21 protein-coding genes and 1 pseudogene are annotated in these 20,282 nt (G+C 63.3%); 12 read left to right on the top strand and 10 right to left on the bottom strand.

The genetic code is table 11. From position 1 onward, the window contains the following. Positions 1 to 77 precede the first annotated feature (77 nt). The 7 genes and pseudogenes from KDD17_RS03640 (at position 78) to KDD17_RS03610 (ending at position 7,811) form a co-directional block, all read left to right on the top strand. Positions 78 to 959: an ABC transporter permease gene (locus KDD17_RS03640; RefSeq protein ID WP_212706140.1), complete on the top strand. Its 882-nt coding sequence runs from the start codon at positions 78 to 80 to the stop codon at positions 957 to 959. Continuing rightward, entirely contained in the window at positions 956 to 1,762 is an 807-nt protein-coding gene (locus tag KDD17_RS03635; RefSeq protein WP_212705325.1) for an ABC transporter permease, read from the top strand. The genes KDD17_RS03640 and KDD17_RS03635 overlap by 4 nt, the downstream gene beginning before the upstream one ends. Before the next feature lie 51 nt (positions 1,763 to 1,813). Further along, positions 1,814 to 3,148 carry a glutamine synthetase family protein gene (locus KDD17_RS03630; RefSeq protein ID WP_212705324.1) on the top strand — a complete coding sequence of 445 codons (1,335 nt, stop codon included), beginning with the start codon at positions 1,814 to 1,816 and terminating at the stop codon, positions 3,146 to 3,148. Between the two features lie 3 nt (positions 3,149 to 3,151). Then, positions 3,152 to 3,835: a type 1 glutamine amidotransferase gene (locus KDD17_RS03625; protein WP_212705323.1), complete on the top strand. Its 684-nt coding sequence runs from the start codon at positions 3,152 to 3,154 to the stop codon at positions 3,833 to 3,835. Beyond that, the gene (locus tag KDD17_RS03620) at positions 3,835 to 5,193 is read left to right on the top strand and encodes a glutamine synthetase family protein (RefSeq protein WP_212705322.1); all 1,359 of its coding nucleotides are present in this window, start codon (positions 3,835 to 3,837) and stop codon (positions 5,191 to 5,193) included. Before KDD17_RS03625 ends, KDD17_RS03620 begins: the two co-directional genes overlap by 1 nt. Before the next feature lie 46 nt (positions 5,194 to 5,239). Then, a pseudogene (locus tag KDD17_RS03615) lies at positions 5,240 to 6,543 on the top strand (NAD(P)/FAD-dependent oxidoreductase). A gap of 92 nt (positions 6,544 to 6,635) precedes the next feature. Beyond that, a complete protein-coding gene (locus tag KDD17_RS03610) occupies positions 6,636 to 7,811 on the top strand; it encodes a DegT/DnrJ/EryC1/StrS family aminotransferase (protein ID WP_212705321.1) in 1,176 nt (391 codons plus the stop codon). Positions 7,812 to 7,877: 66 nt separating this feature from the next. On the opposite strand, the gene phaR is transcribed toward KDD17_RS03610, so the two are convergent. The 3 genes from phaR to KDD17_RS03595 all read right to left on the bottom strand — a co-directional run bounded on the left by phaR (position 7,878) and on the right by KDD17_RS03595 (position 10,991). Beyond that, entirely contained in the window at positions 7,878 to 8,426 is a 549-nt protein-coding gene (phaR, locus tag KDD17_RS03605) for a polyhydroxyalkanoate synthesis repressor PhaR (protein WP_212705320.1), read from the bottom strand. 139 nt (positions 8,427 to 8,565) lie between these two features. After that, complete coding sequence (locus KDD17_RS03600; protein ID WP_212705319.1) at positions 8,566 to 9,012, bottom strand: phasin family protein; 447 nt, start codon at positions 9,010 to 9,012, stop codon at positions 8,566 to 8,568. A gap of 173 nt (positions 9,013 to 9,185) precedes the next feature. After that, positions 9,186 to 10,991, bottom strand: a complete 1,806-nt coding sequence (locus KDD17_RS03595; protein ID WP_212705318.1) for a PHA/PHB synthase family protein — start codon at positions 10,989 to 10,991, stop codon at positions 9,186 to 9,188. 137 nt (positions 10,992 to 11,128) lie between these two features. Here KDD17_RS03595 and phaZ point away from each other — a divergent pair, with 137 nt between their 5' ends. Together phaZ and KDD17_RS03585 are read left to right on the top strand one after the other, a co-directional pair. After that, the gene (gene phaZ, locus KDD17_RS03590; protein WP_212705317.1) at positions 11,129 to 12,436 is read left to right on the top strand and encodes a polyhydroxyalkanoate depolymerase; all 1,308 of its coding nucleotides are present in this window, start codon (positions 11,129 to 11,131) and stop codon (positions 12,434 to 12,436) included. Positions 12,437 to 12,439: 3 nt separating this feature from the next. After that, on the top strand, positions 12,440 to 13,009 hold the full coding sequence (locus tag KDD17_RS03585) for a DUF6151 family protein (RefSeq protein ID WP_212705316.1): 570 nt from the start codon (positions 12,440 to 12,442) through the stop codon (positions 13,007 to 13,009). Positions 13,010 to 13,012: 3 nt separating this feature from the next. Here KDD17_RS03585 and KDD17_RS03580 read toward each other — a convergent pair whose 3' ends face one another. From KDD17_RS03580 to KDD17_RS03565, 5 genes are all read right to left on the bottom strand, one after another. Further along, entirely contained in the window at positions 13,013 to 13,723 is a 711-nt protein-coding gene (locus KDD17_RS03580) for an alpha/beta fold hydrolase (RefSeq protein WP_212705315.1), read from the bottom strand. 71 nt (positions 13,724 to 13,794) lie between these two features. Then, positions 13,795 to 14,406, bottom strand: a complete 612-nt coding sequence (locus KDD17_RS03575) for a hypothetical protein (protein WP_212706139.1) — start codon at positions 14,404 to 14,406, stop codon at positions 13,795 to 13,797. Between the two features lie 21 nt (positions 14,407 to 14,427). Further along, on the bottom strand, positions 14,428 to 14,571 hold the full coding sequence (locus KDD17_RS18705; RefSeq protein WP_254796881.1) for a hypothetical protein: 144 nt from the start codon (positions 14,569 to 14,571) through the stop codon (positions 14,428 to 14,430). After that, complete coding sequence (locus KDD17_RS03570; protein WP_254796880.1) at positions 14,535 to 15,395, bottom strand: alpha/beta hydrolase; 861 nt, start codon at positions 15,393 to 15,395, stop codon at positions 14,535 to 14,537. The genes KDD17_RS18705 and KDD17_RS03570 overlap by 37 nt, the downstream gene beginning before the upstream one ends. Further along, positions 15,392 to 16,129: an alpha/beta hydrolase gene (locus KDD17_RS03565; RefSeq protein WP_212705314.1), complete on the bottom strand. Its 738-nt coding sequence runs from the start codon at positions 16,127 to 16,129 to the stop codon at positions 15,392 to 15,394. The genes KDD17_RS03570 and KDD17_RS03565 overlap by 4 nt, the downstream gene beginning before the upstream one ends. A 118-nt stretch (positions 16,130 to 16,247) precedes the next feature. Here KDD17_RS03565 and KDD17_RS03560 point away from each other — a divergent pair, with 118 nt between their 5' ends. Both KDD17_RS03560 and KDD17_RS03555 read left to right on the top strand, forming a co-directional pair. Beyond that, a complete protein-coding gene (locus KDD17_RS03560) occupies positions 16,248 to 17,018 on the top strand; it encodes an ArsR/SmtB family transcription factor (RefSeq protein ID WP_212705313.1) in 771 nt (256 codons plus the stop codon). A 4-nt stretch (positions 17,019 to 17,022) separates the two neighbouring features. Next, on the top strand, positions 17,023 to 17,445 hold the full coding sequence (locus KDD17_RS03555) for an MAPEG family protein (protein WP_212705312.1): 423 nt from the start codon (positions 17,023 to 17,025) through the stop codon (positions 17,443 to 17,445). 4 nt (positions 17,446 to 17,449) lie between these two features. On the opposite strand, the gene KDD17_RS03550 is transcribed toward KDD17_RS03555, so the two are convergent. Both KDD17_RS03550 and KDD17_RS03545 read right to left on the bottom strand, forming a co-directional pair. Continuing rightward, positions 17,450 to 17,671, bottom strand: a complete 222-nt coding sequence (locus KDD17_RS03550) for a hypothetical protein (RefSeq protein ID WP_212705311.1) — start codon at positions 17,669 to 17,671, stop codon at positions 17,450 to 17,452. Between the two features lie 48 nt (positions 17,672 to 17,719). Beyond that, on the bottom strand, positions 17,720 to 19,003 hold the full coding sequence (locus tag KDD17_RS03545; protein ID WP_212705310.1) for an MFS transporter: 1,284 nt from the start codon (positions 19,001 to 19,003) through the stop codon (positions 17,720 to 17,722). Between the two features lie 79 nt (positions 19,004 to 19,082). Here KDD17_RS03545 and KDD17_RS03540 point away from each other — a divergent pair, with 79 nt between their 5' ends. Beyond that, a complete protein-coding gene (locus KDD17_RS03540) occupies positions 19,083 to 20,249 on the top strand; it encodes an MFS transporter (RefSeq protein WP_212705309.1) in 1,167 nt (388 codons plus the stop codon). Positions 20,250 to 20,282: the final 33 nt, after the last annotated feature.

Raw genomic sequence — 20,282 nt, 5'->3', positions numbered from 1 at the left:
AGGGGGGCTGGGCACGCCCGTCCCCCCTGCACCCTTTCAAAAATACCTATAGTCCCCCCATCGCGACGAGCGGCCCCATTTTTCAGTATTGCACCGATCCCGACACGCTTGAGGGCCTGACCTGGCTCAGCTGCTACCTGACGACGGGCAAGCATATGAACCTCTATTGGTCGGTGCTCACGGTGCTGTTGCTGCTCGCCATCACTGCGCCCACCGCGCTGGCTTTTGGCTTTGGCGGGGCGTCTGCCGCGCGCTCGCGGATTGCCCCGCTGCGCTGGATCGGCAAGACCTACATCGCCATCGTGCGCGGCGTGCCGGACATCGCGTTTTTCCTGTTTTTCGTGATCGCGCTGGATCAGGGCATCGAATACCTGCGCCACAAGGTGCTATGCCCCGATTGGGATCAGCCGATCCGTCAGGGCAATGATTTCCTCGTGTGTCAGGCCGCCAAGATGCCGCTGGGCACCTCCCCGCAATGGGTGCACGAAAGCTATGGCTTTGCCCTTGCCGTTCTGACCTTCGCCATCGTGTTCGGGGCGTTTGCGGCCAACGTGCTGTTTGGCGCCATGCGCGCCGTGCCCCGCGCGCAGATCGAAACGGCTCAGGCTTACGGCATGTCCACCCGCCAGACCTTCTGGCGCATTCTTGTCCCGCAGATGTGGGTCTATGCACTGCCGGGTCTGGGTAATCTGTGGATGGTCCTGATCAAGGCGACGCCGCTGTTATTCCTCCTGGGCGTCGAGGACATCGTCTATTGGGCGCGCGAGCTTGGCGGCTCCAAAACGCCGCGCTTCACCGAGTATCCGCACCCCGACTGGCGCATGTGGTACTTTCTGGCACTCCTGGTGTTCTATCTGTGCTTTACCCGTGTCTCGGAAATCGTGATCGACCGGCTGATGAAACGCCTGACGTTGGGCCAGGCAACCGCAGGCGGAGAAGCGCAAAGGAAGCTGGCGTGAGCTGTCTTGCCACCATTCAGGACTACGGCCTGCGCGCCATCGGCATCGGCGAGCGGTTGCTGCCGCGTGAGGATTTCACGCTGTGCCAGCAATTCACGCTGATCGGTTCCGGCATGATCTGGAACATCTATTTCGGCGTGGTCGCCCTCGCCTTCGGGTTCTGCTTTGCCACGCTCCTTGCGATGGGCAAGGCCAGCCCGCGCCGGCGCTTCCGCAAACCGGCGGAGTGGTTCATCTTTATCTTCCGGGGCTCGCCGCTGTTTATCCAGTTCTTCTTTGGCTATTTTGTTTTTCTCAGCCTCAAATCATATTTCCCGATCTTCGATGCCTTCACCGCCGCGTGGCTGGGCGCGCTGATCGTGCTGTTTTTCAACACCTCCGCCTATTCGGCCGAGATTTTCTATGGCGCGCTGCAATCCATCCCCAAGGGCGATACCGAGGCCGCCGATGCCTACGGCCTGTCGGGCTGGGCGCGCTTTCGGCGGATTGTCTGGCCCACGATGCTGCGTCTGGGCTGGCCCGCCTACACGAATGAGGCGATCTTTTTGTTCCACTCCACCACGCTTGTCTTTGTCTCCAGCTTTCCGGCGTGGCAGCAGCGCGGTGATGCGCTGTATTACGCCAGCTATTTTGCGGACAAGACGTTCAACCCCTTTGTGCCCTACCCGATTCTTGCGGGCTATTTCATCCTGCTGACGCTTGTGGTGATCGTGATCTTTGGCGCGGTCAATCGCCGCCTCAACCGGCATCTGCCGCAGGATGTGCGCCCAAAATTGCGCTTGCGCCCCCAACTCATCAGGTAGTAAATCGGAAGGGATCAAATTTGATCAAATATCGCGCTTCCGCAGGATCCCATGCATAACTGGCTTCGCAAAAACCCGTCCGTCCGCACCATCAGGGTCGCGGCGGCTGATCTGAACGGTGTGGCACGGGGCAAACGCATCCCCACCCGGTTCGCCGACAAGGTGGCGATCGAGGGCACCCGTTTCCCGTTCTCCGTTCTCAACCTCGACATCTGGGGGGAGGATATCGACGACAGCCCGCTGGTGTTCGAGCAGGGCGACCGCGACGGCGTGCTGCGCCCGACGGAACGTGGGTTCATGCCGATGCCCTGGCTCGACGCGCCTTCGGCGCTGTTGCCGATCTGGATGTTTCACGACGATGGCCGCCCCTATGCCGGTGATCCGCGCCACGCGCTCGATGCGGTGCTGCAACGGTTCCGGGCGCGCGGGCTCACGCCCGTCTGCGCGATGGAGCTTGAGTTCTTCCTGATCGACGACTCGGGCCGCAAATTGCAGGTGCCTCCCTCGCCGCGTTCGGGCAAACGGCGCAAGGGGGCCGATACGCTCAGCATCCGCGCGCTCGATCAGTTCGATCAGTTCTTTACCGATCTTTACGATGCCTGCGAAGAAATGGACATTCCCGCTGACACGGCCATTTCCGAAGCCGGGCTGGGCCAGTTCGAGATCAACATGATGCATTGCGACGACGCCCTGCGCGCCGCCGACGATGCGTGGCTGTTCAAGATGCTGGTGCGCGGCGTCGCGCGCAAGCACGGCTTTGCCGCCAGTTTCATGGCCAAACCCTATGCCGATTATCCCGGATCGGGGCTGCACACGCATTTCTCGGTGCTGGACGCAGAGGGACGCAACGTCTTTGACAACGGCGGGCCCGAGGGCACCGATACGCTGCGCCACGCCGTCGCCGGCTGCCTTGCGGCAATGCCGGGATCGGCGCTGGTGTTCGCGCCGCACGCCAACAGCTTTGACCGGATCGTGCCCGGCAGCCACGCGCCTACCGGCGTCAGCTGGGCCTACGAGAACCGCACGTCGGCGATCCGCATCCCCTCGGGCAGCCCGGTCGCGCGCCGGATCGAGCATCGCGTGTCGGGCGGCGACGTGAACCCCTATCTGATGCTCGCCGCCGTGCTGGGGGCCGCCATCGGCGGGATCGAGGACGGCGCAGAGCCACCCGCCCCCATCACCGGCAACGCCTATGACGCCGATCTGCCGCAGATGCCCACCGACTGGGCCAGCGCCATCGACGCGTTCGAGACCGACGCGCAGATCGCGCGCATCTTTGCGCCCGAGCTCATTCGCAACATGGTGATGACCAAACGCCAGGAGCTGCATTACATGGAAGACCTGGACACGGACGAGCGCGTCGAAATCTATCTGGACACGGTGTAGCGTATGAAAATCGGCATCCTTCAAACCGGCCACTCCCCCGAGGAAATGCTGGAAGCGCACGGCAATTATTCGGACCGTTTCACGGCACTGCTGGACGGGCACGGATTTGCGTTTCAGACGTTTTCGGTGGTGGACGGTGAGTTTCCCGCCGGGCCGCAGGACGCCGACGGCTGGCTCATCACCGGCTCGAAACACGGTGCCTACGAGGATCACGACTGGATCCCGCCGCTGGAGGATCTGATCCGCGACATCGCGGCGGCAGAGCAGCCCATGATCGGCGTCTGTTTCGGCCACCAGATCATCGCGCAGGCGATGGGCGGCAAGGTGGTGAAATTTCCCGGCGGCTGGTCCGTGGGGCGCACCGAATACACGCTGGATGGGGAGACCGTGGCGCTCAACGCCTGGCATCAGGATCAGGTGGTGGAGCGGCCCGACGGCGCCCGCGTTGTCGGATCATCGCAGTTTTGCGAAAACGCCATGCTTGCCTACGGCGATCACATCTGGACCGTGCAGCCGCACCCTGAATTCGGCGCCGATTTCATCGAAGGGCTGATCGCCCACCGGGGCAAAGGCGTCGTGCCCGACGAACAACTTGTCGCGGCACAGCGCGCCCTCCCCCTGCCCAACGATAACGGGCAGATGGCGCAGCACATGGCGGATTTCTTCAAGAACAAAGCGAGGGTCTGATGGCCGATTGGACAGATACCCTTCCCGACGCGGCGCGCGCCTACCTTGAGGGGCGCAGGCTGGACGAGGTCGAATGCGTCATCCCCGACCTGCCCGGCATTGCGCGGGGCAAGGCGGTGCCCGCCAGCAAATTCGCGCGGCAAGAGACGTTTCATCTACCCGACAGCATCTTTTATCAAACCATCACAGGCAATTGGGGGGAGGCCGCGGGCGACGAGGGCTTCATCGAAAAGGACATGATCCTGCGCCCGGACATGAGCACCGCGACGGCGGCGCCCTGGACCGGGGACTGGACGCTGCAGGTGATCCACGACGCCTATGATCGCGACGGCAAGGCGGTGGAGTTCAGCCCGCGCAATGTGCTCAAACGCGTCGTACAGCTCTACCGCGATGCGGGGTGGGAGCCGGTGGTCGCCCCCGAGATGGAGTTCTTCATCGTCGCGCGCAACCTCGATCCCGCGCATACGATCAAGCCGATGATGGGCCGCTCGGGCCGTCCGGCGGCGGCGCGGCAGGCCTATTCAATGACGGCGGTGGATGAATTCGGACCCGTCATCGACGACATCTACGATTTCGCCGAAGCGCAGGGCTTCGAGATCGACGGCATCACCCAGGAAGGCGGCGCGGGCCAGCTGGAAATCAACCTGCTGCATGGCGATCCGGTCAAGCTTGCCGATGAGGTATTCTATTTCAAACGTCTGATCCGCGAAGCCGCGTTGCGCCACGATTGCTACGCCACCTTCATGGCCAAACCGATCGCGGATGAGCCCGGATCGGCGATGCACATCCACCATTCGGTGCTGGATGCCAAGACCGGGCAGAACATCTTTGCTACCGCCGATGGCGCGGAAACGGATGCCTTCATGCATTTCATCGCCGGGTTGCAGACCCATATGCCCAGCGCGCTGGCGGTGATCGCGCCGTATGTGAACAGCTACCGCCGCTACGTGAAGGACCACGCGGCGCCGATCAACCTTGCCTGGGGGCGCGACAACCGCACGACGGGGATTCGCGTGCCGCTCAGCTCTCCCGCCGCGCGGCGGGTGGAGAACCGGCTGGCGGGCATGGATTGCAATCCCTATCTCGGCATCGCCGCCTCGCTCGCCTGTGGTTATCTGGGCCTGCAGGAGGCGCGCAAGCCGCAGCCGGAATTCAAAGGCGATGCCTATGACGGCGACGGGGATATCCCGCGCACCATGGGCGACGCGCTGCGCCTGTTTGACGAGGCGGACGCGCTGCACACGGTTCTGGGGGCGGATTTTGCACGGGTCTACAGCATTGTAAAAGCGGCCGAATACGACGAATTTCTGCAGGTGATCAGCCCGTGGGAGCGCGAGCATCTCCTGCTCAACGTCTGATCCGGCTGCGACTGTCGCGCAATAGGTATTTGGAAAAGGGTGCAGGATGAACCTGTTGTTCGCCAATGACAGACGGGGGCAGTACCCCGAAAGCTGGTATGCGGCGACGGCTGAAATGTTGGCGCCGTTCGAGCCGTTGCGCGGGGAGCAGCGGGCGGATGTCTGTATCGTGGGTGCGGGGTTTACCGGGCTGTCGGCGGCGCTGCATCTGGCGCGTGCCGGGCGCGATGTGGTGGTGCTGGACGCGCAGCGCGTGGGCTTTGGCGCCTCGGGGCGCAACGGCGGGCAGCTTGGATCCGGGCAGCGCATGGAGCAGGACGCGCTGGAGCGCTTGAGGGGCGCGCCGGAGGCGGCAAAGCTCTGGGCACTGGCGGAGGATGCGAAGGCCTTGGTCAAGGGTTTGATCGCGGAGCATGACATTGACTGTTTTCTGCGCCCCGGGATCGTGCACGCAGGCTCGCGCCCGTCGGAGGTGCGCGACCTGCATGCCTACGCCGAGCATTTGCACACCCGCTATGGCTATGATCAGGAGGAGATCCTCGACGCAGAGGCATTGCGCGCCATCTGCCCCTCCCCGGATTACTGTGGGGGGTGCTGGATCACGGGGCCGCGCATCTGCATCCGTTGCGCTTTGTGCTGGGGCTTGCCCGCGCTGCGGTTGGCGCTGGCGTGCGGATCCACGAGCGCAGCCTGGTGCATGAGGTCGTGAGGGGGACGCCGGGCGTTGTGCGGACGGACGCTGGTCGGGTGACGGCAGATCACGTGATCCTTGCCGGGAACGGCTATCTTGGCGGGTTGGATCGCCGGGTCGCGGGACGGGTGATGCCGATCAACAATTACGTCGCCGCAACGGAACCTTTGGGGGATCGTATGGCAGAGGTATTGCCGCGCGATGTGGCCGTGGCAGACAGCCGGTTTGTCGTGAACTACTTTCGTCGCAGCCACGACGGGCGGCTGCTGTTCGGGGGTGGCGAAAGCTATGGCTACCGGTTTCCACGCGATATTGCGGCGAAGGTACGTGGGCCGATGTCCGTTATCTTTCCGCAGTTGCGGGACGTGCGGATCGACTATGCCTGGGGCGGCACCCTGGGGATCACGATGAAACGGATGCCCTATTTGGTGCGACTGGCGCCGAACCTGCTGAGTGCGTCGGGCTATTCGGGGCACGGTGTCGGCACAGCCACCCACGCGGGGCTGTTGATGGCCCGCGCGATCGAAGGCGACGGCGACGGCTTTGACACGATGGCGGCCGTGCCCGCCACGCCCTTTCCAGGAGGCCCCGCCATGCGCAGCCCCCTGCTGGCCCTCGCGATGAGCTGGTACAGCCTGCGCGACCGTATCGGGCTGTAAGCCGCCTGTTACAATAGTTTCACGCAAGCGCTCTTGGCCCCGTCGCGCATTTGTTTTATGTTTCTGAAAACCTAATTTCAGGAAATTGAAATATGCCCCTGCCCGATATGCATACCGCCGAGGCCCTGCCCGACCGCGTGCGCGCCGAAGTCGACCGTCTGCTGGCGACGGGGGATCTGTTCCGCTACCACGCGGCGCAGGACGCGCCCGTCACGCTGTTGGAGGCGGAATTTGCTCAGATGCTTGGCAGCCGCTACGCGCTCGCCGTCTCGTCCTGCTCTGCCGCGCTGTTTCTTTCCCTCAAGGCGTTGGATCTGCCGCGCGACGCGCGCGTGATGATCCCCGGATTTACCTTTGCGGCCGTGCCGTCGGCCGTGCTGCACGCCGATTGCCTCCCGGTTCTGTGTGAAGTGGGCGCGGATTATCGCATCGATCTGGAAGATTTTGCCGCAAAGCTGCCGCCGGTCGCTGCGGTGATCATCAGCCACATGCGGGGCCATACCTCGGACATGGACGCGATCATGGCGCAGTGTGACGCGGCGGGCGTCCCCGTGATCGAGGACGCCGCCCACAGCCTTGGCACCACATGGCACGGGCGCAAAATCGGGACCATCGGGCGCCTGGGCTGTTTCTCGTTCCAAAGCTACAAGATGATCAACGCGGGCGAAGGGGGAATTCTGGTCACCGACGATGCCGATCTGGCCGCCCGCGCCGTCATCATGTCGGGCGCCTATGAGCACAACTGGCGCAAGCATCCGGTGCTTGCCGACGCCTTTGCCGCCCACCAAAATCAACTGCCTCTTTACAACCTGCGCCTGGGCAACCTGTCGGCAGCGCTGGTGCGCGCGCAATTGCCCGAGCTTGCACGCCGGGTGGCAGACGGGCGGCGCAATCACGATCTGGTGGCCGAGCGGTTGCAGCGCGCGCCGCAGGTCACTGTTCCCTCTCCCCTGCCCGGCGAAGTGCGCGCCCCCGATTCCATTCAGTTCAACCTTGGAGGGATGAGCGACGCACAGGTGCAGGATTTTGTCGATGCAGCTGGCGCCGAGGGATTGAAGGTGCAGGTCTTTGGCCAAAGCGCGGACAACGCGCGCGCCTTCTGGAATTGGCAGTTCATCCCGGATCTGCCGGAGTTGCCGCAGACCCGTGCGATGCTGATGCGCGCCTGCGATGTGCGCCTGCCGGTCCATCTGAGCGTGGCGGAATGTGAAACCGTCGCCGACACGCTTCTGCGCGCTCTCGATACGGCGATCCCGCAGGCCGCCTGAGCGGTCAGCCACGCTTGGGGCACCCCGAAAAGGTGTCGCCTGCCCACCGGGCAGGCGACATCCCGATCATTTCAGCTTGGAAAGTTTATCCTGAAGTTCGGCAAGCTGGCGTTTGATCGCATCCAGATCCTCGCCGCCCTCTTTTACCTTGGCCGCGTTTTCCGGCTTGTCGCCGCCCGACCAACCGCCGGTCATCGCGTCCATGAACGCCTTTTGCTGTGCCTGCATCGCGTCAAATCCGGGCATCTTCGCCAACGGATTCATCTGGCTCATGTTTTCGACCATCTTGGCCTGACCGTCGCGCAGCATGGCAAAGCTTTGCTGCAGGAACTCGGGCACCACGCTGGCGCCGCCGCCCATGTAGCTGCGCACCAGATCGTTGAGCACATCGACGGGCAAAACGCTTTCGCCCCGGCTCTCGTGTTCGGCAATGATTTGAAGGAGATACTGACGCGTCAGGTCGTCCCCGGATTTCAGATCAACAATCTGCACCTCACGACCGTCGCGGATAAAGCCCGCGATATCCTCAAGCGTGACATAGTCGCTGGTCTCGGTGTTATAGAGCCGCCGACTGGCGTATCGCTTGATCAGAAGGGGTTTCCCGGTTTCCGCCACGTGCATGTCCTCCCAGGAACGTTGTGCTGCAGCGCAGCCTAGACGCGGCTTTAGAAAAAAGAAAGGGCGAGCTGTCTCCAGCCCGCCCCATGGCGTCACAATTCAGGGAAGAGGACGTGACGCCCCTCCGTGAAGAGGTTTACTTCGCTGTGGCTTTTTTGGTCGCTGCTTTGACCTCATCGCCCGCTTTTGTCATCGCGGCGGTGGCTTCGTCGGACATGTCTTTGCCCGCGGCCATCATAAGCTCAACTGTATCCATCTGGACTTTTTTCGCCACTTCGGCAAAAGCCGCCATGTGCTCGGCTGCGCTTTCGCTGTAGGCGGTGGCGAAGTCGGTCATTGCTTTGGCGTAATCGGCTGGCTCGGATTTCGCTTTCGCCATGTCCGACAGCTTCGCAACGGTCTCTTTTGTCCAGGCCGAAGAAATCTCGGTGGATTTTTCAACGGCTGTCAGTGCCACGCCCGAGAGTTTCTCGTTCAGGGTCGCGGATGTTTTGAACTGTGTTTCCATCGCTGTTGTGTCGACGGGGAATGCGCCCATGATGTCTTTCATCATTGCGGTCATGTCTGGTGTCTTGGTCGCCATTGGAATAGCTCCTTAAAGGTTGCACCGGGCCTTGCCCGGCTGAATTTCGGCGCGTCCGGCTGGCTCATCCAGCTTTCTGCGTGTGCAACAAATATACGTGCTGCAGTGCAGCATTTCAAGCTTTTTCTGCACCGCAGCATAATCGATAATCAGCCCCAAATTATCGCTGAAATTCAGCCCCTTGCCTTTACGGCAACGTAGGTTCCCGGCGCATCGCCCAAAATTTTTCGGCCGTCATCCCCGGGATTTCGGGCCGGAATCATCTTGCCAGAGCGGCGTTTGAGCCATTTTTCCCAACGCGGCCACCAGGATCCTTCGGTGAATTTTGCGCCTTCAAGCCAATCCGCGTAGTCCAGCCCCAGATCGGTGTTGGTGTAGTGCCCGTATTTTCCCTTGCTCGGCGGGTTCACGATCCCGGCGATGTGGCCCGACTGGGTCATGATGAATGTCTTGTCATCGCTGCCCATGCGCTGGATGCCGCGATAGCTGTCCTTCCAGGGGGCGATATGATCGGTCTCGCAGGCAATGGCGCACAGCGGTACATCCACCTCGTCAAGCGTCAGATGATACCCCATCAGATCATACCCCGTCTCTGCCAGCTCGTTGCGCTGACACAATCCGCGCAGGTATTGCATCGCCATCTTCGCGGGCAGGTTCGCCCCGTCCCCGTTCCAATACAGCAGATCAAAGGCGGGCGGCGTCTCCCCCAACATGTAGGATTTGACGGCTGGCCCGTAGACCAGATCGTTCGAGCGCAGGAAGGAGAACGTGCGCGCCATGATGACAGAGGGCAGGATGCCCTTGTCCTCGGTCTCTGCCTCGATGCCGTCGATGAAATCATCGGTCAGGAAGGGCTGGAATTCACCCTGATCGCCAAAATCCGTCAGCGCGGTAAAGAAGGTCGCCGATTTGACCGACGTGTCGCCCTTCTGTTTCAGCAATGACAGCGTCAGCGCCAGCGTGGTGCCCGCGATGCAGTAGCCCACGGCGTTGATCCGCTTTTCGCCGGTGATCTCTTTCACCTCGCGGATCGCAGCAAGGTATCCGTCCTCGACGTAATCCTCCATCCCGACGTCGCGGTAGGTGCTGTCGGGATTGACCCAGGACACCATGAAAAGCGTGTAGCCCTGATCGGTCACCCATTTCACGAATGAGTTCTGCGCCTTGAGATCGAGAATGTAGAATTTGTTGATCCACGGCGGGAACACCAACAACGGCGTCGTATGCACCTGCTCGGTGGTGGGCGCGTATTGGATCAGCTCAAACATGCGGTTGCGGTAGACGACCTTGCCCGGCGAGGTGGCGATATTGCCACCCAGCTCGAACGCGTCTTCATCCGCCAAGCGCACGATCATTTCGCCGTCGTTGGCTTCCAGATCCTTGATCAGGTTTTCAAGGCCTTTGACAAGGCTCTCCCCGTCGGTATCGACCGCGCGTTGCAGCGCGTCGGGGTTGGTGGACAGGAAATTCGTCGGGCTCATCATGTCGATGATCTGGCGGCTGAAATACTGCAGGCGCTGTTTCTCGCGCGGCTCCATATCCTCGACATCCTCGACCGCCTGGCTCAGCGCTTCGGCGTTCATCAGATACTGCTGTTTGACGAAGTTGAAATAGGGGTGCGTCTCCCACAAGGGGTTGGCAAATCGACGATCGCGGCCGGTGCGGTCTTCCGGTGCCGACAGGGTGCCGGACGCGAGCGCCTGCTGGGCCTCGACAAAATGGGTAACGGATTTTGTCCAGTATTCCAGCTGATGCTCGATCAGCTTGGCGGGGTTTGAAACGGCCTCTTTCATGTAGGCCTGTGCCGCGCGGGCGAACAATTCCTGATTCGGACCGTCCAAAGCGGCCTGATGCGTGGTGCGGTGCACCATGATGTGCGCCAGACGCGCGCGCAGCTCTTCAACCTTTTGCAGATTCTGCGTCATACGCGCCATGGTCTGCGTGCTTGGTTCACCCTGATCGTCGGTTTTGGTTGTCATCTCAACACGTCCGTCCTATGTTTGCACTTGCAGCATTTTAACGATTGTCGCCCAAATTCGCGAGGGGATCGGCGACATACCCGGATATCCGGGCGTCAACAGTGCCCGGATATCCGGGCCGGAAAAGGAGCTCCCCAATGCGTTACATGGCATCCTACGACCTGATGGAAACGGTTCGGAATACCAACCAGTGGCTTGGCGCGTCAGCGCTCGCCATGGCATCCTACCCGGCTTTTGCCGCCATTCCAAACCCTGCCTTGCAATGGCTGGGCGCATGGGGCGAAGTGACGGAACGTACTTTCAGCCGGATGAACCTCAAACCCGACTGGAACATCCCCCCTTTTGTAGGCAGCGACGGCACCGACCGCCTCGTCGCCGAAGAGATCGAGCTGCCCGGTGCCTTTGGCGATCTGCTGCACTTCCGTGTGCAGGGTCGCAGCGAGCCCAAGCGCAAGGTGTTGCTCGTGGCCCCCATGTCGGGCCATTACGCGACGCTGTTGCGCTCAACCGTGATCAGCCTGCTGCCCGATTGTGACCTCTACATCACCGATTGGCACAACGCCCGCGACATCCCCGTAAGCGCGGGCAAGTTCGACGTCGAAGACTACACGATGCACCTCGTCGATTACATGCGCCACCTCGGCCCCGATACCCATGTGATCGCCGTGTGCCAGCCCGCCCCACTGGCGCTGGCCGCAACCGCCTACCTGGCCGAGGAAGACCCCAAGGCACAGCCCAGCACGCTGACCCTCATTGGCGGGCCGATTGATCCCGATGCCGCCCCCACCGAAGTCACCGATTTCGGCCACTCCGTCACCATGGGTCAGTTGCAGGAAATGATGATCCAGCGCGTCGGCTTCAAATACGCAGGCGTGGGGCGCAAGGTCTATCCGGGGCTGCTGCAGCTCTCTTCGTTCATCTCGATGAACATGGACACCCACCGCGATGCCTTCATGGGTCAGATCAGCCGGGTCGCCAGTGGCGAGGCGCATGAGCACGACAAACACAACAAGTTCTACGACGAATATCTCGCCGTGATGGACATGCCCGCCGAATTCTACCTCTCCACCGTCGAGCGGATCTTCAAAACCGGCGAAATCGCGAAAAACCAGTTCACGATCAAGGGGAAGCGCGTCGACATCGGCAAGATCACCGATGTCGCGGTGAAGACCGTCGAAGGCACGAAGGATGATATTTCGGCCCCCGGTCAGTGCATCGCGGCGCTGGATCTGTGTACCGGGCTGAAAGACAGCCAAAAGGCCAGCCACGTCGAGGAAGGTGCCGGCCACTACGGTATCTTCGCGGGCAAGAGCTGGCGCCAGAACATCCGCCCGCTGGTGCTGGATTTCATCGACGACAACGAACGTGCGACGCCTCCCGGCTTCCGCCAGAAGAAAAAGTCGGACGCGAACAAAACCGCCGCCAACAAGAACGCGGCGGCCTGATTGGTGGCGGATGTCCCTTTCTCCTGCGCATGCGGCGAGATTGCGGGCACGCTGCACGGCGCCTCCCCTCGGTCCGGCAATCACGTGCGCTGCTATTGCAGCGCGTGCCGGGCCGCGGTGCTCTACACCACCGGCGTTGATCCCGAAGATCGCGGCGTTGAGCTGTACCAGACCACCCCGGACAAGATCAGCTTTCAACGCGGGCGCGGCAACCTCGCGGTGTTTTCGTTTTCACCGAAAAAACTGCTGCGCTTTCGCGCCAGTTGCTGCGGTGTCCCGATGTTCACCATGCTGCCGACGCCCAAATTCGCGCTTGCCGGGATGATGACCAACCTGCTCGACAGCACCGAGGCCATCGGCCCCGTCGCGTCAGAGGCGTTCATCCCCCAGCCCGACGGCACGTCGAGGCACAGCTCAACGCTAAAGCTTTACGGCGGCACGATCTGGCGGGCGTTCGTGGCGCGTGTCACCGGCCGGTGGAAGCAAACCTCGTTCTTCGACATCAAGACAGGAAAGCCCGTCGCCCCCGTCTATGTCCCTACCCCGCAAGAGCGCGCCAAGCTGCCGCTGTAACGGCTATTGCAGCACGTAGGGTTGCGCCAGCCACTCGCGCAGCGCCGCCGTCGTCTCGTCCGGTTGTTCCAGCGTCGGCAGGTGGCCCGCGTGCTCCAGCACAACCAGTTTTGCGTAGGGAATGAGCTCCGCCATGAACTCATGCCGTTTGACCGGGCACAGGGCGTCATGCGCGCCGCACAGGACCAATGCCGGCACCTTGCATTTGCGCAGTGTCGCCTGCTGATCCTTGCGGCGTTGCAGCGCACGGGATTGGCGGATGAAAACCTCCGGGCCAAGCCGCTCCGCCATGTCCATCACCAACTCCAGCACCTCGCTGCGGTAGGGTCCGGGGGCGAGGTAGTTCGGCTTCATCTCGTCGCGCATCACCTCCAGCATCCGCCCCGACCGCGCCTTGACGATCTGCGGCTCGCGATTGGCGGCAACGACGGGTGTTTCCGCCAGCGGATTGGTGTCCATGAGCGCGATGCGGCTCACGCGGTCAGGCGCGCGGCGCAGGATCTCCATCGCGACGATCCCGCCCATCGACAGCCCCGCCAGCGCAAACCGCTTGGGCAACACGTCCAAAAGCGCCGAGGCGATTTCCTCTACCCGCTCGCCTTGGGTCACAGGGCAGACCATCACCGAGGTGTCGGCAGAGAGATCCGCGATCTGCGGCCCGAAAAGCCGCGCGTCGCACATCATACCGGGGAGCAAAACCAAAGCGTCTTTCATGGCGGGGCGCATCCTTGCTGGGTCGTGTCCGTGCAATGCCAAGCGGCGCGCGGCGGCGCAAGGGGGCGCGCCTATTCGGGGTAGCGAATGCCGCGAAACGGTGGAAAATCGCCGTAGCGGGCGCGCCGTTGCTCCGGCGTTTCTCCCGGCGCCTCGCCCGCACGCAGCAACATGCCGCGCGGCGCGATGTAGCTTGAGATCGTGCGCTGCGGTTCAGGCCGCCAGACCAGATTGAATGCCGCGAGTTTGGGGAAAAACCACATCTCTGAATAGGGCAGATGATCGTGCACCCACCACGCCAGATCGCGCCAGTCGCGCCCCTCGGCGTAGCGGTCGGCAAACCATGGGATGACCAGCGACGCGCCGGCCACCGGGGTCTGGGGGATGTCCCAGATATGGCATTCGATCGGGTTGTCGCTGCGCGCGCAGTTCAGCTTGTTCTCATTGCCATAGGTGTTGAGCGCGGCAGAGCGGTAGCCCGAGCGGACCGCGATCCGGCCAAAGGTTTCCTGCAACGGGTCCAGCAATTTCGTGCACAGCATCCGCCCGCGCGCAATCGCCAGATCAGGTTCATCCGGTACGTTAGGAATGCCGTGAAACCCACTGATTTCGCTAAACATAAAGTCACGCATGTAGAAGTGTGGCGACAGGCGCACCCGGCCAAACGTCTCAAGGCTCCACATGCTGCGCGGGCGGCGCACGGGCTAGAGCCCCGCCGCCCAGTCAAGGATCCGCGCCACCGTCGCCTGCGTCTGACCCGGTGAGACGATATCGCCCGCGATGACGTGGCGCGATGGATCGTCCGCCTCGGTCAGCTCCGGCGTCCACTGTGTTGTCGGCCCCCCCATTCGGCCAGGGCAGCACGGGTTGCCGTGGCATCAACCACCTGATCCTCATCGGAAAAGATGAAAAGCGCAGGCGTCTCGGTGTCGCTCAGATCAAGGCGGTCCACCGCTTTGACGAGGGCGGCCATGGGCATCACGGCGGTCGAAGGGTATTTGGTCGTCCAGTACCGCGCCTGATCGTCGTTGAGCGGCTCGAAACTGCGCCTGTCACCGGCAATCAGTGGCACCCAGTAGCGCGCGGCGGGCAGCGTCAGCAGGGGTGCTGCCGGGTTGTTGACGGCAAAGTTGGGCGAGATCATCACCGCACCAGCCACCTCTTGCATCAGCCCCGCATCCACCGCCGCCGCCGCCACCAGCGTCCCGCCGGTGGAGGTTGAAATTACCAGCGTGCGATCCGAGATTTTATTCGCAATCGCAAGCGCTTCGGCGGTGTCGTTCATCCAACCCGCGACGGTCCCTTCGGCCATCGCCTCCGCCCCGCGCCCGTGGCCCTGCAACCGCGTCAGCACCAGATTGGCGCCCAGCGCCTCGGCGACACGATCGGGCACCGGGCGGATCTCCTGCGCCGTTGCGGAAAAGCCGTGGATGTAGACGACGGCCCATTCCGTCGCCGTCTCCGGCGCGCCCGCCCAGATCACCTGTTTCTCGACGCCGGGCGTGATCCCGTCCACCTGCGCCTCGCGCCAGTTGAGATAGGCACTGACCCCGCGATCCAGCTCGCCCGCGTCAAAATCCGTCGCAAGATCCGCAGGCTCATAGGGGCCAAAGGCCCACAGCAGAAGGATCACCGCCGCAAACCCGCCCGCGATGCGCCCCACCCACTTCACGCCAGCACCTCCTCGACGGCGCGTTCAATCAGTGGCAGGCACGGCCCGTCCGAAAAACGGTGATCGGCGTCCTTGACCAGCAATAGCTGCATGTCGGGGCTGTTTGCGTGGGCGAGGAGGCGGTTCGCCGTCTCACCCGTGACGGCCGTGTCGGCGGTGCCTTGCAGCATCCGCACGGGAAACGGCAAATCAAGCGCGTCGCGCAGCACCAGATGATCGCGCCCGTCCTCGATCATGCGCTTGGTGACGACGTAGGGCTCCATATAGTCCGACGGCAGTTCAACCCGGCCCGTCGTCTCAATCTGCGCGCGCTGTTCGGCGTCAAAGCCAGCCCACCATCCGTCCTCGGTGAAATCGGGCGCGGCGGCGATGGTGACCAGCCCGGCCACCCGTTCGGGCAACGCGCGCGCCAGCAAAAGCGCCTGCCAGCCGCCCATGGACGAGCCCACGGGCACAATCGCCCCCTCCGTCAGGGCCTCGACGGCGGCGAGCGTGTCACGGTGCCAATCCCCGATGCACCCCTCCTCGAACGTGCCTGACGATGAGCCATGCCCGGAATAGTCGAATCGCAGGAACGCGCGGCCCGTCGCACGGGCCCAATCCTCCAGATGCACGGCCTTGGTGCCCATCATGTCGGACTTCAACCCGCCCAGAAAGACCACGCAGGGACCCGTCCCGTCAGTGCGGTGATAGGCCAGCCTGCGGCCCTGCGGTGTATCAAGAAAATCAGCCATTTGCGCGCTCCCGTTTGGCGCCGATCATGGGCGCCAGCGGCGGCTTGGGCAACAGGCTCCGCAAAATTTATACGTTACCATATTGTCACGTGACTATTGAGTAACCTATAAGGCTCCTATGGACACGATCTTCAAAGCCCTTGCCGATCCGGCCCGCCGCACCCTGCTCGACGCGCTGCGTCAGCGCGATGGACAGAGCCTCGCCGACCTGACGGAGCTGCTGGACATGTCCCGCTTTGGGGTGATGAAACATCTCGGCGTGCTTGAGGATGCCGGGCTGATCGTGAGCCGCAAACGGGGGCGCTTCAAATATCACTACCTCAATGCTCTGCCCCTGCAGGAAGCCATTGATCGCTGGATCGAGCCGCTGCTCGTGAAACCGGCGACCCGAGCAGCCCTTGACCTCAAAACCAGATTGGAAAGCGAGACGGCAATGACCGATACCGATACCGATACTCTAAAGAAACCCGATTTTGTCCTGCAAACCTTCATCCGCTGCACGCAGGATGCGCTTTGGGACGCGCTGAGCGATCCCGCGCAGATGGCCGCCTATCACTTCCTGTGCAATCGCGTCGACGGCGAGGCCGCCGTCGACACCGAAATGCGCTGGCTCCGGGATGACGGCAGCGTCATGTTTCGCCAGACAGCCCTGTCGATTACACCCAAAAGCCGGATCGAGGCGACCTTCGAGCCCGATTTCTTTGGCCCCGACGCCAAGGCGTCGCACATGGCGTTCCTGATCGAAGCCGAAGGGCCGCTGTGCAAACTGACGATCGAACATTTCGACATCCCCGCGGGTCAGGACGGTGTGCGCGAAGGCTGGGCGCGGTTTGCCGGCTCTCTCAAATCCTGGCTGGAAACCGGCCAACCCCTGAAGATGGAGATGTGAGCCGATGACCATGCCTGTCGAATTGACCGTTCTCGCCGTCATCGCCTTGATGGCCGCATCGCTCTGGATTCCGTACATCGTCGGGGTGAATACCGCCCCCAAAGGTTCATTGCCCGCAGACGCGCCTGACGGGTTCGTGCGCATCGCCAATCCGGCGTTGCAGCGCCCCTGGGTGCAGCGCGCCTACCGGGCGCATCTCAACCTGCTGGAACAGGGCATGCCCTTTGCCATTCTCGTTCTGCTGGCGGATCGCGCGGATGCCTTTGGCCCGCTGACCCTGTGGACCAGCGTCGCCTTTCTGGTCCTGCGCGTGGCCCATGCGGTTGGCTACATCACCGCGGGCGCGCGCCTGCCGCTGCGGCCGTTGATCTTTGTCGGCGGGTGGCTGTGCTGCCTTGCGATGGGATTTGCCGTGCTGGCCGCCTAGCCGCTTACGTAAGGCTCATCGCTGGGCGGTAAAAAATCTTTTGATTGTGCAGCCGCCCCAGCAAATCGTCGATGACGCGTACCGGATCGCCGCCCTCGACTTCCGGCAGCAGCGCGCGGGAGCCATCGCGCCCCAATGACAGATCGCGTTTGACGACCTGCAAGGCCGCCTCGATCATGTCGATGTCGTTGAGGGTCAGGTCGAAGTTACGGTTGTACTTGGGCATGTTGGTCCCCTTTGCGTTGGGCTTAGCGTAGTGGATCGCGCGCGCAGTTCAACCGTCCTCCGCCTCCGGCAGGCCATATGCTGCGACGGCGGCGGCAACGGCCATGAGCGCAAACAGCACCAGCACCGCTTGCGGGCCGAACAACGCCGCCCCACCACCTGCAAGCCCCGCCACCAGCAGCAGCGCACCGATCACCGTATTGCAAACGGCGGCGTAGGCCGCGCGCCGATCCGCGGGCGAGATATCCACCAGATAGGTCGACCGCCCCTGCCGCACGCCGTTATAGGCCACCATCAGCACAAAGAGCGCCCCCGGCATGGCCCAGACCGCCTGCGCCAGCCCCGCAAGCGCCAGCCCCACTGCCAGCAGCATCGCCAGCGCGCCGATCACCCCTGTCAGCATCAGCACCCGGCGGCTGGAGATATCCGCAAACCGCCCCCAGATGTAGGAGCTGACAAAGGAGGCCAGCGCCGAGGCCAGCACCAGCGCGCCAAGCTGCCCCAGCGCGGAGGCGTCCTCGCCCCCGCCGAGGATCACGAAATAAGGCGGTGCCAGCGCCGTCGAGACCAGCAGCCCGCGCACCACGATGAACCGCCACAGCACCGGATTGTCCCTGAGCACGTCGAAGGAAGCGGCAAGGCTGCCGTCCGGTTCGCTGTCCACCTCCGTGATCGTGCTGAACAGCACCGCCGCCAGCGCCCACAGCGCCGCGGCCAGCCCGATGGCGGCGATCACGGCGCCGCGACTTTCCAGCAAGCCGCTGATGAGCAACCCGGCAAAGATCAGCACCCCCACCGACGAGACCGACCCCGCCAGCCCCGTGATCGCCCCGCGACGGGACTGGCCCACCGTCTTGCCCAGAATATCCTTGTAGCTGACCGAACACATCGCCCGGCTCAGCGCCAGTACGGCCAGTGCCCCGCAAATCGCCAGCCCCGCCGCAGCGCCCTCAAGCGTGAGCGCGAAAAACACGATGGCCGCCGCCGCAGTCCCCTGCCCGGCCGATCCCAGAACCCATGCCCAGCGTCGCTGGCGCAAGGACGACACCCAACCGGCATACAGGATCTGCGGCAACAGCGCGCCCGCCTCGCGGATGGGCACCAACGCCCCCGCATAGACCGCCGGCGCGCCCAGCGACGTCAAAAGCCAGCTCAGCACCAGTTTGGGGTCGATCAGCCCATCGGCAACCTTGGTCATGCTCAGCGATGCGGCGTGGCGCAGCCCGTTGGCCGCCTCCGCCTCTTGCGCGGTGCCGTCGAGCCCCTCCGCCGCGCCGTCTGCACCGGTCAAGGTCTCGAACGCGTCGTCGGTCAGATCATGGGAGCTGGACATGGGAGGCCTTTCGTCATTTGCCGTAACGGCACATAGCGCCACTCTCTTGTGAGGCGAGTGCATCGTGGTATGCACATTTATGGACGCAACGCACCCCGACCGCTTTTTGATCCCGACTCTGTCGGCCTGCAACTTTGTCATTGGCATCGGGGCCTTTGTCATCATTGGCCTGTTGGAGCCCTTGGGCGCCGATCTCGACCGCTCCGCCGCGCAGGCCGGGCAGCTGATGACGGTCTACGCCGTGGCCTACGCGTTTCTGTCGCCCCTGCTCGTGGCAATGACGGGCAGCGTGGGGCGGCGCCGGGTGATGGCGGCGGGCTTTGCGCTGTTTGCGCTGGCGGCATTTGTCTCCGCGATCGCGCCCAATTTCACGGTGCTGAGCCTCGCGCGGATCATCGCCGCCGCCGGGGCGGGTATTTTCACCCCGCTGGCTGCCGCCGTTGCAGCGGCACTCTACCCAGAGGCGCAGCGCGCGCGGGTGCTGGCGGCGGTGTTCTTTGGCCTGACGCTCAGCCAGGTGGCGGGCGTGCCCGCAGGCAGCTGGATCGCCTATACCTTCGGCTGGCGCTGGGCGCTGGTTCTGGTCACCGCCCTCGCCCTGCCCTGCATCGCGCTGATCTGGACCCGCGTCCCCGCCGGGCTGAAATTCCAACCCGTCTCGCTGCGCGATCTGCGCGACGTTTTGGGAGAGGGACGGCTGATGCTCGCCATCGGCTTCACCGCCAGTTTTATCGGGGCGCAATACGTGCTCTTTACCTATATCGCGCCCCTGCTGAGCGAGACCATGGGCTTTGGCCGCAACGGTATTACGCTGGTCCTGGTCATTTCGGGCGTGGGCGCGGTATTCGGCAATATCATGGGCGGATTTCTCAGTGACCGGCTCGGCTGGCGCATCACGCTGTCGGCGCTGTGCGTGGCGCAGATACTCCTGATGCCGATGTTTTCGCTGCTGCCCGTCGCACCGCCGATGCTGTTCCTGCTGGCGTTTCTCTGGGCCTTGGGCAGCTGGTCTTTCATGGCCGCGCAGCAGACCCGCCTGATCGCGCTGGCGGGCCACCGCGCGCCGGTGGTGCTGGCGCTGAACGCCGCTGCAATCTACGTCGGCGCGGCGATTGGATCGGCGTTTGGCGGGGCGCTGATCGCTGGATTTGGGCTGCTGGCGCTGGGGATCGGCGCGGGCGTGGGCGCCGCGCTGGCGCTGGCGCATTTGACACTCTCGGCGCGGCTCGCCCCTGCCCCCTCTTGACGGCGCGCGCGGCGGGCGGCAAACGGGCACGAC

The organism is Sulfitobacter albidus (assembly GCF_018200035.1).
In the GTDB taxonomy this organism is placed as follows: Bacteria; Pseudomonadota; Alphaproteobacteria; order Rhodobacterales; family Rhodobacteraceae; genus Sulfitobacter; species Sulfitobacter albidus.
The sequence above is the reverse complement of the archived record's forward strand: the minus strand, read 5'-3'. Positions and strand labels throughout refer to the sequence as shown.